This is a genomic window from Rhizobium sp. BK098, assembly GCF_014193155.1.
In the GTDB taxonomy this organism is placed as follows: domain Bacteria; phylum Pseudomonadota; class Alphaproteobacteria; order Rhizobiales; family Rhizobiaceae; genus Rhizobium.
Map to the genome: position 1 here is coordinate 49,932 of NZ_JACHYY010000016.1, position 12,477 is coordinate 62,408.

Annotated in this window: 13 protein-coding genes and 1 pseudogene; 8 read left to right on the forward strand and 6 right to left on the reverse strand. The window is 57.8% G+C overall.

Features of this window, described 5'->3' with window-relative positions:
• The first annotated feature begins 61 nt into the window (after positions 1–61).
• A complete protein-coding gene (locus tag FHT73_RS27030; RefSeq protein WP_112606136.1) occupies positions 62–331 on the forward strand; it encodes a hypothetical protein in 270 nt (89 codons plus the stop codon).
• Positions 332–341: 10 nt separating this feature from the next.
• On the opposite strand, the gene FHT73_RS27035 is transcribed toward FHT73_RS27030, so the two are convergent.
• The 3 genes from FHT73_RS27035 to FHT73_RS27045 form a co-directional block, all read right to left on the reverse strand.
• On the reverse strand, positions 342–1,307 hold the full coding sequence (locus FHT73_RS27035; protein WP_183716086.1) for a DUF72 domain-containing protein: 966 nt from the start codon (positions 1,305–1,307) through the stop codon (positions 342–344).
• Between the two features lie 68 nt (positions 1,308–1,375).
• Positions 1,376–1,585: a hypothetical protein gene (locus tag FHT73_RS27040; protein WP_112339117.1), complete on the reverse strand. Its 210-nt coding sequence runs from the start codon at positions 1,583–1,585 to the stop codon at positions 1,376–1,378.
• Between the two features lie 110 nt (positions 1,586–1,695).
• Entirely contained in the window at positions 1,696–2,022 is a 327-nt protein-coding gene (locus FHT73_RS27045) for an oxidoreductase (protein ID WP_183716088.1), read from the reverse strand.
• Between the two features lie 168 nt (positions 2,023–2,190).
• Here FHT73_RS27045 and FHT73_RS27050 point away from each other — a divergent pair.
• From FHT73_RS27050 to FHT73_RS27060, 3 genes and pseudogenes are all read left to right on the forward strand, one after another.
• Positions 2,191–2,585: pseudogene (locus FHT73_RS27050) on the forward strand (hypothetical protein).
• Positions 2,586–2,915: 330 nt separating this feature from the next.
• On the forward strand, positions 2,916–3,410 hold the full coding sequence (locus tag FHT73_RS27055) for a sigma-70 family RNA polymerase sigma factor (RefSeq protein WP_162701062.1): 495 nt from the start codon (positions 2,916–2,918) through the stop codon (positions 3,408–3,410).
• Between the two features lie 175 nt (positions 3,411–3,585).
• Complete coding sequence (locus tag FHT73_RS27060) at positions 3,586–3,747, forward strand: hypothetical protein (RefSeq protein WP_183716090.1); 162 nt, start codon at positions 3,586–3,588, stop codon at positions 3,745–3,747.
• Positions 3,748–3,979: 232 nt separating this feature from the next.
• On the opposite strand, the gene FHT73_RS27065 is transcribed toward FHT73_RS27060, so the two are convergent.
• Positions 3,980–4,333, reverse strand: coding sequence for a hypothetical protein (locus FHT73_RS27065; protein WP_112606146.1), 354 nt, complete (start codon positions 4,331–4,333; stop codon positions 3,980–3,982).
• Positions 4,334–4,477: 144 nt separating this feature from the next.
• Between FHT73_RS27065 and FHT73_RS27070 the strand changes: the two genes are divergently transcribed.
• From FHT73_RS27070 to FHT73_RS27085, 4 genes are all read left to right on the forward strand, one after another.
• A complete protein-coding gene (locus FHT73_RS27070) occupies positions 4,478–5,122 on the forward strand; it encodes a UdgX family uracil-DNA binding protein (protein WP_112606149.1) in 645 nt (214 codons plus the stop codon).
• Between the two features lie 65 nt (positions 5,123–5,187).
• Positions 5,188–6,333 (forward strand): HlyD family secretion protein, encoded by a 1,146-nt coding sequence (locus FHT73_RS27075; RefSeq protein WP_183716092.1) that lies wholly within the window; start codon positions 5,188–5,190, stop codon positions 6,331–6,333.
• Position 6,334: 1 nt separating this feature from the next.
• A complete protein-coding gene (locus FHT73_RS27080) occupies positions 6,335–7,942 on the forward strand; it encodes a DHA2 family efflux MFS transporter permease subunit (protein ID WP_183716094.1) in 1,608 nt (535 codons plus the stop codon).
• 76 nt (positions 7,943–8,018) lie between these two features.
• The gene (locus tag FHT73_RS27085; RefSeq protein WP_183716096.1) at positions 8,019–8,825 is read left to right on the forward strand and encodes a Ku protein; all 807 of its coding nucleotides are present in this window, start codon (positions 8,019–8,021) and stop codon (positions 8,823–8,825) included.
• A gap of 39 nt (positions 8,826–8,864) precedes the next feature.
• Here FHT73_RS27085 and ligD read toward each other — a convergent pair whose 3' ends face one another.
• Both ligD and FHT73_RS27095 read right to left on the reverse strand, forming a co-directional pair.
• Positions 8,865–11,441 (reverse strand): DNA ligase D, encoded by a 2,577-nt coding sequence (ligD, locus tag FHT73_RS27090; protein ID WP_183716097.1) that lies wholly within the window; start codon positions 11,439–11,441, stop codon positions 8,865–8,867.
• Between the two features lie 2 nt (positions 11,442–11,443).
• A complete protein-coding gene (locus FHT73_RS27095; RefSeq protein ID WP_183716099.1) occupies positions 11,444–12,331 on the reverse strand; it encodes a Ku protein in 888 nt (295 codons plus the stop codon).
• Between the last annotated feature and the right edge of the window lie 146 nt (positions 12,332–12,477).

The window sequence follows — 12,477 nt, forward strand, 5'->3', positions numbered from 1 at the left end:
GGTTCTCTTGTAACGGCAAGGCGTGCCCCGCCTAAGAGACTCCGAGGTCAGGAGGTGTAAGATGGAAATCTATCATCGATATCGCGAGAACGCGGTGGTGCAGGGTTCTATTGTCGTCAAGTTCTACCATTCTGGCGATCAGATCCGCGGATTCCTGCGCAGGGTCACGCCGCCCGGCGAGGATGACATCATCTTTCCGGGCGAGGAGATGGAGCCCGATGACGCTTTTCGGGCAGCCCGCAACAAAATGTCCGGCGAAATCATGAGGCCGATTTACGTCGAATTGTCGGAAGGCGTGAATTGGAACCCGGCATGGGGTCAGCTCGAATGAGCTGAGTTGATTACGCTGACCGATGTTGCGGTCGGGACTTTGGGATTTCCCGCCGATGCCGCCGCACGTGCTTCGTAGGGGCTACAGTCTCCTTCTGCGGGGTTAGTCCAAGGCACTCGTTCAGTCGCTGTGCGTCGGCCGGCGCACGTACCTTCACATCATTGTCGAAATAGACATAGACGTCGCGGCCACGCTGTGGTTGTTTCAGCGGTTCCAGGACGCGGTTGGCCTTGGTCGGCTCGCGCCCGTGCGCCCAATCGTCGATCCGTACTGCCCAGACCTTCAGAGCCTCGTCATCATATCCGCTGACATATAGCTCCTCCGAGCCATGCAGGCGGCAATAGACGAAGTCTGCGGTGACATCCATGAGCAAAGGCCATTCGACTGTATCTGCGCAGACGAGCCCGATCTTATGCTTCCGTAAGAGTTCGATAAAGTCTGGGTTCACGAAGCTCTCGTTGCGGATTTCGAAGGCATGGCGGAGCGGTCTTTTTTCTTCCGTCCGCAACCAATCGCGGCCGTTCACCCGGTCGTCGTGCCGCCTGGCGAGATGAGCAGCTTCATCGGTATCTTTCGGCAGCATCTCTATAAAAGAGGAAAATAAGACCGGATCAAAGCGCAGTCGCGGAGGAAATTGCCAGAGGATCGGGCCGAGTTTTTTTCCCAGGCGCAGCACGCCGGACGCCATGAAGTTGGCAAGCGGCACCTCGACATCCCGGAGCCTGCGCAGATGGGTTATGTAGCGGGATCCCTTGACTGCGAAGACGAAATCATCCGGTGTCGCGTCCCGCCACCTGGCAAAAGTCTCGGGAGTTTGAAGGCCATAGAAAGTGCCGTTGATTTCGATGGATGGAAATTGCGAGGACGCGTAAGCGAGCTCCCCTTTTTGCGGCACGTTCTTCGGATAGAAAACACCGCGCCAGGGAGCGTAAGTCCAACCTGAAATACCGATACGGATGGTTCCAGTTCTTTTCATGTTATCTATTGTGCTTGCATCGGATTGCGTTCATGCGGGACGTTGCCGATGTCCAACGTCCTGTCGTCTCAAGTGACGTTGATGGAAGGCAGGAATGACATGACTTCGCTTCGTCGCTTAGGCGGCAGACTCTCGATTTCCCTTTTCCAGAAGGCTTCCGCTTCGAGGGGATCGGCCTCCCAACTATTGGTCGACAGGATGTTATCGTCCATCACCAGCAGTCTTTTGCCCCCAAGCCTTAAATATTCTTCGGCAAGCTCTTGAGCACTGTTCATCATGATTCTGCTCCTCGAATGATCCGCCTGTTGCGGGCAATCCACATTATGGATGCCGGCAACGAGGGGAGTTCGTGAAATTCAGATGGCATTGTCGCATCCATCAGCTGATGTCACTGCGGGCAATTGCTGCGTGATGTGCTGTCACTCGACTGGCCGCTACTTTGGGTATCCGCACCTTGCGCAGTATTCTTGCCGGTCTTCATGGCATTGCAATCCTGCGATTGACCATTGGAATTTGGGGTGCCATTGGTTCCCGTCGTATTGTTGCCGGTACCTACATTTCCACTGGTGGCAGCTCCGTTCTGCGAGTTGGTGCCAGCGCCGTTACCGCTACCTGAGCCACCTGTTCCGGTTCCTCCAGAACCAGATTGCTGCGCCATGACTGCCGTAGCCATGCCGATCGAAAGGGCACATACCGCAATCATTCTTGTCAACATTGGTATTTCCTCCTTTGGCTTTGCTGCCTTCAAACTCGGAACCCGCGCCGTTGTTTCCGGATTTTTGGATTTTTCGTCCGTTGGGAGTGGATCGGGTCTACCTGCTCGAATGTCGGGAACAAGCCGTTCGTATGAAAGTTGGGGTTCTTTTTTACCAGAGGCCCCCTCATGTCTTCCTTTAAAGATCGCCCTGTCATCAGCGACTTCCAGCAGCCCGGCCAGGCTCCAAGCGGTGATCCGCTTTTGGGCACGATCGATAGCGAGCTTGCCGACGAGGGCTTCCTTCGTCACCAGCACGGACGAACTCGCCACCTGGGCTCGCGGTGGCACCCTGATGTGGATGACATTCGGACTTGCCTGCTGCGCCATCGAGATGATGCAGATGTCGATGCCGCGCTATGATGTCGAACGCATCGGTGCGGCACCGAGAGGCAGCCCGAGGCAATCGGATCATTCCGATCGATATCTATGTGCCCGGGTGTCCTCCCACTGCGGAAGCGCTGCTCTGCGGCGTTCTGCTTCTTCAGCGCAAGATTCGGCGCAACGGGACGATCGAGCGATAGCCGGAATAGAGCGATTTCGCTTCCTTCCTATCGTCCTGATTCGATAGACTGCAATTATTTGGATTCTCTTGGAACAAGCTCCGGATGCAACCGTTCCCTTGAAAGATGCCAGGAGCATCCCGAGTAGGAAACGCTCCGAAGCATCCTGATATGCATCACCGCGCATAGCGAGCAGCAAATCTGCACAACTCGTCAAGTCGTTTTGTTCTAACGACTCCTGGGTGTGCTGACGCGCGTCGCGCCTCGGCAGCAGCCGAGTCCCGGCATTGCGATCCAATGCCGCCGGATACCGCTATGCGCTGCTTCCCAAGGAGAAGGCTTGTGAGCGATATGTACCGAACGGCCGGTCTGCAAGATGAAATCGTTGAGCTTATTCCAGCTCTTCGCGCCTTTGCGCGTAGCTTTCACAGAAATGCCAACGACGCCGATGATCTGGTCCAGGAAACCTTGACGAAAGCGCTGGCCAATCTCGACCAATTCGATCGTGGCACCAGGCTGAAATCCTGGTTGTTCACGATCATGCGCAATACCTTCTGCACCAAATTCCGTATCAACAGGCGCGAAGCTCCCGGCGCCGACAAATGCGTTTCCGGCGAGGGAGTGGCGCAGCCATCACAGGAATGGACCGTTCGCGCGAAAGAGCTCGAGGAGGCATGCAATCTGTTGCCGGAGCACTATCGCTCGGTGCTTCAATACGTTGTCATCGAAGGGCGGTCCTACGATGCTGCCGCGGAAAGATTCGGTTGTGCGATCGGCACGGTGAAAAGCCGGATCAACCGTGCCCGCCAGCAATTGGCGGCGCGCCTCGGCGAAGAGGCTCATTGACGATCTTATCATTCCCCGATCTTGCCTCAACACGGAGGTTCCGGACCCCATGCGGAGACCTCTGCAAAGCCGCTTTATATCGGAGGATTTGAGGAGCAAATGCCAATATCCGGTGTTCGATCCAACGGGAGGCGGGCATCCAGAAGAACGAGAGGCAGGAGATGGGGAGGATTGGATGTACGATGTCATTGATGTGGAATTCACGACGCTTTGGACCAAGCCAGTCCGTCTTGCAGCCAGTGATCGAGACGATCAGATGATCCGGGCGCCAGAGGCATCAAGAGCTACTTTCGTGACCGCCTACCTCGATGCACGCCTTGTGTTGGAGCAGGTATAGCCATGAAAACCGGAAGCGACGATAGGAACTCCGAAGACGAGGCGTATGAGCTCGGCAGAAGGGCCTTTGCCAAAGGGGCGTGCAGCGACAACAATCCGTTTGCACAGGGCGATCAACGGCGCGATGAATGGGCGCATGGCTTCACGGATGCGCAGAAGATTCGCAGTGATCAGCATAAGCCGGGCCACCCGCCAAACTGATTGCATGTGATTGCCAAGAGCGGAGACCCGCCTCAGCGCCCGCTTTCCCGTTCGTTGATCTCGATCTGGCCTTTCTCCGCTAGGATGGGCAGGGCGATCTTGTGCTGTGCCTCGTCCACCTCCTGGACCGTGACCAGCGTTCCTCCCTGTTCCAGCGCCGCCGCATAGGCTGTGCGCTGTTCTTCATGAAAGAAGATGCCCGTCAACGCGTCGAGAAAGCCCATATGATCGATTGGCGTTGTATCGGGCCGATTACCGGGCGTCATCGTGATCGCGTCTTTCGGAATGCCGGCATCTACCAGTTCCTGGGCCGCAGCTTCCGCATCATATTCATCAGCGAAGAATGCACTGAGTGCGAAGGGGCCTGGTTTGCTTTGACCGCTCATGAGGATTTCTCCTTTTGGATGTTCCTATCGATCTAACGAATGCCGGTTGCGCGGGTTCCCTGCAGCGGCAAACTCACACGAATGGAACAAACAGAAGAGCGATTAGTTGATCGTTGAAGAATCTGGAACCATTGCGAGCCCCCAATGCTCGAGAGATTTGCTTCGGCCGGCGCAGGCCCATCGTTAGCGTATGAACATGCAGACGCAGAGACACTCGACGAGCTGCGTGACGATGCGCAATCATGCCAACGCTGCGACCTTTATCGCAACGCCACTCATCTTGTATTCGGCGAAGGGCCTCGCACCGCTGAAATCGTCCTCGTCGGCGAGCAACCCGGCGACAAGGAGGATCAGGCTGCTCGGCCTTTCGTGGGGCCTGCGGGCCGGCTGTTGGATCAATGCCTTGATGAAGCAGGGGTGGATCGCGATCGTTGCTATGTCACCAACGCCGTCAAGCATTTCAAATATCAGATGCGCGGCAAGAAGCGTCTGCACGCTCGGCCGAATGCCGGAGAGATACAACGTTGCGCCTGGTGGTTAGGCGCGGAACTCGAGCTGCTCCAGCCAAAACTGGTCGTCGCCCTCGGCGCAACCGCCGTATCCTCCCTGCTGGGGACAAAGGTGAAGGTCATGCGTGATCGCGGACATATCCTGCATTCCGCCACGAAGCTCAATGTTCTCGTGACCATCCATCCCTCGGCGTTGTTGCGGATCAGGGAGGCTGACGAGAGAGAAAGAAACCGGGCCGCCTTCATCCAGGATTTGAAAAAGGTCACGCGCTTTCTATAGGGCTGACCACCTCTTCATTGAACCGCCGAAGTCAGATTGAGCAGGACAAAAGCAAAGGTCATGTCATGGCTGACAATCAATCCACAACCATGGAAACCAGGCCCGACCGGCCGACACAGCAGGTTTCAGATGAAATCGAACGTCAGAGGGAGGCCCGGCAGGAAGCAAAGCGGCCTTCCTTCCTTCGCCGTCATCCCTTCTGGATCCTGTTCGCGGCCGTAGCTCTGGTGGTTCTCATTGCCGCCGGATGGTTCGCCTGGAAGGTGTATTTCTATCCCTACGAGACGACGGACGATGCCTTCGTCGGCGCTCGTAATTTCTCCGTTGCCGCCAAGGTCTCCGGCTACGTTTCCGACGTGCCGGTGACCGACAACCAGCATGTTAAGGCCGGCGATGTCATCCTGCGGATCGAGCCGCGGGATTACCAGATCGCGCTTGACCAGGCAAACGCGCAGATAGAGGCCGCTAAGGCTTCTGTCGAGAGCGCGAGTGCACAGATCGAGGCGGCTGCCGCCTCCGTCGATGTGGCAAAGGCGCAGCTGAATTCGGCCAACGCGGCTCTGCAATATGCGCAGCAGGAGGCCAATCGCCAGCAGCAGCTGGTGAAATCCGGATCGGGCAGCGTGCAGGCGGTGCAGCAGGCGGCGTCCACCTTGCAGCAGGATCAGGCAAGCCTTGCCCAGATGCAGGCAAACGTGACTTCCGCCTTGAAGAACAAGGCCGTGGCCGAAGCGCAGAAATCGAGCGCGCTCGCAAGCCTCAAGCAGGCGCAAGCGCAGGCCGAAGAAGCCCAGCAAAATCTCAGCTATACGACGATAACCGCTGCGCAGCCCGGCCGCGTCGTCCGTCTCACCGGCGCAAAGGGCCAGTTCATCGATGCCGGCCAGGCGATCGCGACCTTCGTCCCGGATGAAATCTGGATCACTGCGAATTTCAAGGAAACGCAGCTGACCGACATGCGTCCGGATCAGCCGGTGGATGTGACGATCGACGCCTATCCGGATCATACGCTTCATGGCAAGGTGGCCTCCGTCCAGCCAGGCTCCGGCACAGCCTTTTCACTCCTGCCGGCGGAAAACGCGACTGGCAACTATGTGAAGGTCACGCAGCGCGTACCGGTGAAGATCGTCGTTGACCAATGGCCCGCCGATCTCCCCATCGGCCCCGGCATGTCCGTCGTGCCGACGGTCACGGTCCGGCCGAGGAACTGAGATGAGCGGCACAGCAACGGCAAATGGAGGCGCGGCCTCATCCGAGCGTGCCACGAACCCTTGGCTCATTGCCATCGTCGTGTCGCTCGCGACCTTCATGGAGGTGCTGGATACTACGATCGCCAACGTGGCGTTGCGCTACATTTCCGGCGGCCTTGCCGTCAGTTCCGATGAAGCCTCGTGGGTGGTGACGACGTATCTCGTCTCGAATGCCATCGTGCTCGTTGCCAGCAGCTACTTTGCGGAACGGTTCGGCCGACGGCGTTTTTATCTTTTGTGCCTCGCAACGTTCACCATCGCTTCCATCCTGTGCGGGTTGTCCTGGAACCTCGAGACGTTGCTGATCTTTCGGATGATCCAGGGCTTTGCCGGCGGCGGCATGGTGCCGACCTCGCAGGCGATCCTGGCGGATGCCTTCCCGCCGGCAAAGCGCGGGCAGGCTTTTGCGCTTTTCGGCGTCGCCGTGGTCGTCGCGCCGGTTATCGGCCCGACCTTGGGCGGCTATCTCTCGGATAATCTTTCCTGGCACTGGTGTTTTCTCATCAACGGTCCCGTCGGCGTCTTCGCCTTCATCCTCGTTTATGCCCTGCTCAAGGAAACGCCGAAGACGAAGCAGATGCGTGAGGAGTTTCGGCGCAAGGGCGTGCGCTTCGACATTGTCGGTTTTCTGCTGGTTGCGACATTTCTCGGTTCGCTGGAGCTTACGCTCGATCGAGGGCAAACCGATGATTGGTTCGGTTCCAACTTCATCATCCTGACGGCGACGATCTGCCTGCTATCGTTTCTTCTTGCCATTCCATGGGTTCTGACGAAGGCAAATCCGATCATCGATGGCTGGCTGCTCGGCACACGGCAATTCGGCTCCTGCTTCATCGTCATGATGGCGGTCGGCGCGATCCTGATCGCAACGACGCAGTTCATTCCCGAAGTCGTGCAGCAGAACTACGGATATACCGCAACATGGGCGGGGTTGGCCTTGTCACCGGGCGGACTTGTCACCATGGTCATGATGTTCGTGGCCGGACGCGTCAATTCCATAATACAACCGAAATATCTGATCGCCATCGGCGCGGCGATTATTGCGGTATCCATGTGGCAATTGACCAGGCTTTATCCGGGATTGAACTTCAGTTTCTTCGTCTGGTCGCGCCTCTATATAGGACTTGGCCTACCGCTGATCTTCATTCCGATCACCTCGGCTTCCTATTTCGGTCTGAGACCGGAGCAGACCAATCAGGCATCCGCCATGATCAATGCCGCCCGAAATATTGGCGGTTCGATCGGCGTCTGCATTGCGTCGAACGTGCTTGCTCATCGCGAGCAGTGGCATCAGAGCCGGCTCGTTGAGCACATCACGCCATCTTCACCCGCCTATCACGACGCGCTGCAAACCATGACACGCTATTTTGCCGAGAAGGGAGCGACCATGGCGGATGCGAAGGCGCAGGCGACCGCCTGGGTCGGCCAGCAGGTGCAGACCCAGGCGAGCTTCCTGGCCTATATCGATGTATTCCATGTGTTGATGCTGATCGTGCTCTGCGCCATTCCACTCGCCTTGATTCTCAGCAATGTCGATCTCAAGGAGGGCGGCGGCGGTGGCATGCATTGAGTCTCGGCCGCAATAGCGTCATGCCAGGGAACCAGGAAATGCCGGAGATCGTTCCCTTCATATTGGAGAGAAAAACATGGCTCCGCGTTCTTTCTGGAAAGGCTATCTCAAGCTGTCGCTGGTGACTTGCCCGGTCGCCATGGCGCCGGCGACAAGTGATAATGAAAAGGTTCGTTTTCACACGCTCAATAGAAAGACAGGCAATCGCATCGTCAGCCAATACGTCGATTCCGTCACGGGCAAGGCTGTGGATGAGGACGATGAAGTGAAAGGCTATGAGCGCGGGGAGAATGACTATGTCATGCTTGAGGATGAGGAACTCGATGCGGTCGGCCTTGAAAGCACCCGGACGATCGATATCGAGATGTTCGTACCGCGCGACAGCATCGAATGGATCTGGTTCGATACGCCGCATTATCTAACGCCGGACGATGCTGTTGGCGAAGAGGCCTACTGCGTGATCCGCGATGCGATGGCTGCAAGCCGCATGGTGGGCATATCCCGGCTCGTCATGTATCGCCGCGAACGTGCCGTCATGCTAGAGCCTAGAGACAAGGGGATCGTCCTTTGGACCTTGCGCTTCGGCGACGAGGTGCGCGATGAACGGAACTATTTTGGAAATATCGGATCAGAGCCGGTGGACGGCAAGCTGATGAAGCTGGTCGGCGAGCTGATAGATGAACGAACGAATCCATGGGACCCGGCGATGGTTTCGGACCCAGTTCAGGAAAAGCTGCTCGATATCATCGCCGCCAAGAAGAAAGGGCGCAAGCGGCCCGCCAAGGCAAAGGTGGAAGAAGCCGCAGCGCCCAGCAACGTCATCAGCATCATGGATGCCCTTCGCAAGAGCCTTTCGCAGGAAAAGGGCGCAAGGAAACGCTAGTCACCTGCGGGCTTTCGCTGTCAGGAAGAAATTTGTTCGTCAAGACTTACGCTTGGTCTTCGCGGACGCCTCGCGCAGGGGTTCGGCGGCTTTCCGGAAGTCTGCCCAGGGATCCGAACGGAGCGCGGCAAGCCGCGTCGGCACATTGAGCACGGTGAAATAGTCCGGCCCTATTGCAGGGCTCAACTCCTCCCAGGATAAAGGCATCGAGACCGCGGCGCCCGGCCGTGCACGGGTGGAGTAAGGCGCGACGGCAGTCGAGCCGCGTTGATTTCTCAGATAATCGATCAGGATCTTGCCGCGGCGTTTCGATTTGGTGATGGTGGAAACATAGCGATCTGGGCTGTCGGCGGCCATGGCGTCGGCGATACCCTTGGTAAAGGCCTTGACGACAGGCCATTCGGCCTTGGCGACCAGCGGGCAGACGATGTGCAGTCCTTTTCCGCCCGAAGTCTTCACGAAAGGAACGAGCCCCGTCTGCCTCAGCCGCTCAGCCGTTTCTTCCGCGGCGGCGATGACCTTGCTCCAGGCGACGTCTGGGCCCGGATCGAGGTCCATGATGATCATGTCAGGCTTTTCCCAATTGCCGATCATCGATCCCCAGGGATGGATTTCGAGGACTGCCGCCTGCACGAGGCCGATCAGGCCATTCAGGTCGTCGATGCTGACATAGGGGTCTTCGTCTTGCGGATCTTTCGCCAATGCGATGTTCCTGTTCATGCCCTTCCAGGCATGCTTCTGGAAGAAATGCTGCCCCGCGATGCCGTTGGGACACCGTACGAGCGCGAGCGGCCGGCCGACGACGAAAGGCCCCATATAACGCCAGACCTCGGTATAATAATCCGCAAGCCCCGCCTTCATAACACCTTCGTCGGGCCAATAGAGGCGATCGCCGTGGGTCAAGGATACGCCGCTGCGCGCGGGCTTTTCAGTCGAAGACGTCCTCGTGGATTTCGGTGTTTCGCGAACGATCTCGAGCGGATTCTTGTCTTCTCGCAATCCGCGGAAGGAGGCGTGGCGCAAATGGCCATCTGCCGTCCAGGCGCGAAATTCGACTTCCGCAACCAGTTCAGGCCGCACGAAGCGGACACCGCGATGCTCTTCCGCGGTGAGCTTGGTTGCGAAAGGATTTTCCTTCACTTGCAGATGGGTTAGCCTTTTGAAGAGCTGCTCGGCGACAGTGTGCGTGTAACCCGTACCGACGCGGCCGACATGTTCGAGCTTGCCATCTTCATAGACGCCGAGCACCAGCGAGCCGATCGCCTTTCGTGACGTTGTCGATGGGACCCAGCCGCCGATCACGAATTCCTGCCGGGAGGAACATTTTGATTTCACCCATGTCTTGCCGCGGCCGGGGCGATATGGATCATCGCCAATCTTCGATACGATCCCTTCCAGGCTCAATCTGCAGGCATGCGACAACAGCAGGTCGCCATTTTCATCAAAATGACTGCTGAAGCGAAGGATCCCGGTTTCGGAGGGGATGATCTTCCGCAGCAATTCCTTGCGGCCGATCAAGGGCGATGCCTTCAGGTCATAGCCGTCGAGATAGAGGAGATCGAAAGCATAGAAGACGAAGCGGTCGCTACGGCCTTCGCTGAGATCCGCCTGCAGAGCAGAGAAATCGGACGCGCCGGCCGCCGGCTCGACGACCAGCTCGCCGTCGATGATTGCGGTACCGAGGGGGAGATCCCGGAAGGCGCTGACAATCTCCTTGCCGAATTTCTGACTCCAGTCGAGGCCGCTGCGCGTTAGCAGCTTGATGCGGCCTGCCTCGATGCGGACCTCGAGCCGATAGCCGTCGAATTTGATTTCGTGAAGCCACCGGGAGCCTGAAGGTGGCTTGGATACCAATGTCGCCAAAGCGGGTTCGACGAAGGATGGCAGAGTAGCCTTGCGGGCACCCTTCAAAGACGAGGGATCAACGGGCGTTGCGTCCGTTTGCGTTAAGGTTTCGCCGGCTTCCTCCTTGGCGGCATCATGCTTCTTGCGGCTGGCCCTGCGACGGATCTTCCCGGTCTTCGAGGACCAGCCCGGCTTTTCGTTCTCGACTTCGTCTATGACACGCCCCGTTTTTGCAGATTCCGGTCGTTCCTCGAGAATATCGGCAGCGCCTTCCGGGCGGGCCGCCTCGTCTTCGCCTTTGATCAACAGCCAGTTTTCCCGCTTCTCGCGTGGCTTCCCCGCCATGCGGATCAGATGCCACCGGCCGCCGAGTTTCTTTCCGTGGAGCTCGAATTCGAGATGTCCCTTCGCAAGGCCCTTATGGGGATCGCCAAGCGGCGTCCAAGAGCCCTTGTCCCAGACGATGACGGTCCCGCCGCCATATTCGCCCTTGGGGATCGTGCCTTCGAAATCACCATACTCCAGCGGGTGATCTTCGGTCTGCACCGCCAGCCGCTTTTCGCCGGCTATCAGGCTCGGCCCCTTGGTCACGGCCCAGCTCTTCAAGACCCCGTCCAATTCGAGGCGAAAATCATAGTGGAGCCGGCGCGCATCGTGTTTCTGAATGACGTAGCTGTTGCCGGATACCGCGATCTTTTTTCTGCCGGCTCGCCCTCTCGGCTCGGTGGTCTTGCTGAAATCGCGTTTGCGGTTGTAGGTCTCCAATGCCATCGTCAGCTCGCCTTGCGTTGCGGCCGCGAAGAAGACTTCGTCCGCGATTTTGCCGTCTTGCGGGAGGCCGCGCCCGATTTCCTAGCGGGTTCCTTTGCGCTTGCCTTACCCTGGCCACTCATGCCGGCACTCTGGCGTAGAGCCTCCATGAGATCGGTCACCTTGGCGACCTTTGCCGGCTTGCGTTGCGGGATCTTCTTGCCCTCGATCTTGGCCTTTACCAGTTCTGCAAGCGCTGCCTCATAGCGGTCGTCGAATTCGCTCGGGTCGAATTTGCCTTTCTTGGTGGTGATGATGTGCTTGGCGAGATCGAGCATTTCGCCCTTGATTTTCATATCGGGCACATCCTCGAAGGCTTCTTTTGCCGAGCGAACCTCGTAGTCGAAATTCAATACCGTCGCGATCAGCCCTTTGCCGTGGGCACGGATCATAACGGTTCGCAGGCGGCGAAACAGAACGGTTTGGGCAATGGCAGCGACCTGCTTCTTGCGCATTCCGTCGCGGATCAATGCGAATGCCTCTTCGCTCGCAGGAGTGGAAGGGGCGAGATAATATGGACGGTCGAAATAGACGTCATCAATGTCGTCGCATGCCATGAAGGCCTTTATCTGCAAGACCTTGTCGCTTTCCGGCACCGCCGCGGCGATTTCCTCAGGCTCAAGAACGATGTAATCATCCTTGTTGAGTTCGTAGCCTTTCACCTGATCCTCGCGCGACACCGGTTTCCCGCTCGCAGCATCTATGAATTCCCGTCGGACGCGATTGCCGGTTGCTCGGTTCAGCGTGTGAAAAGAAATCCGCTCGGAAGTGGAAACTGCCGTATAGAGCGCAACAACGCAGCCGACCTCCCCGAACTTCAGATATCCTTTCCATTGCGCACGCGCACTCATCAGCGGACTCCATGTCGACGACAGGAAACAAACGGGACCTGGCGGTCATTGTTCCCTGTTGTCCTTGTTTTGTTGGGGAAGCCGACAGAAGCGCATGGCGATTTACGGTTCTTACGCATCGTGCAGGTCTGGGTGTGGCACCTCTA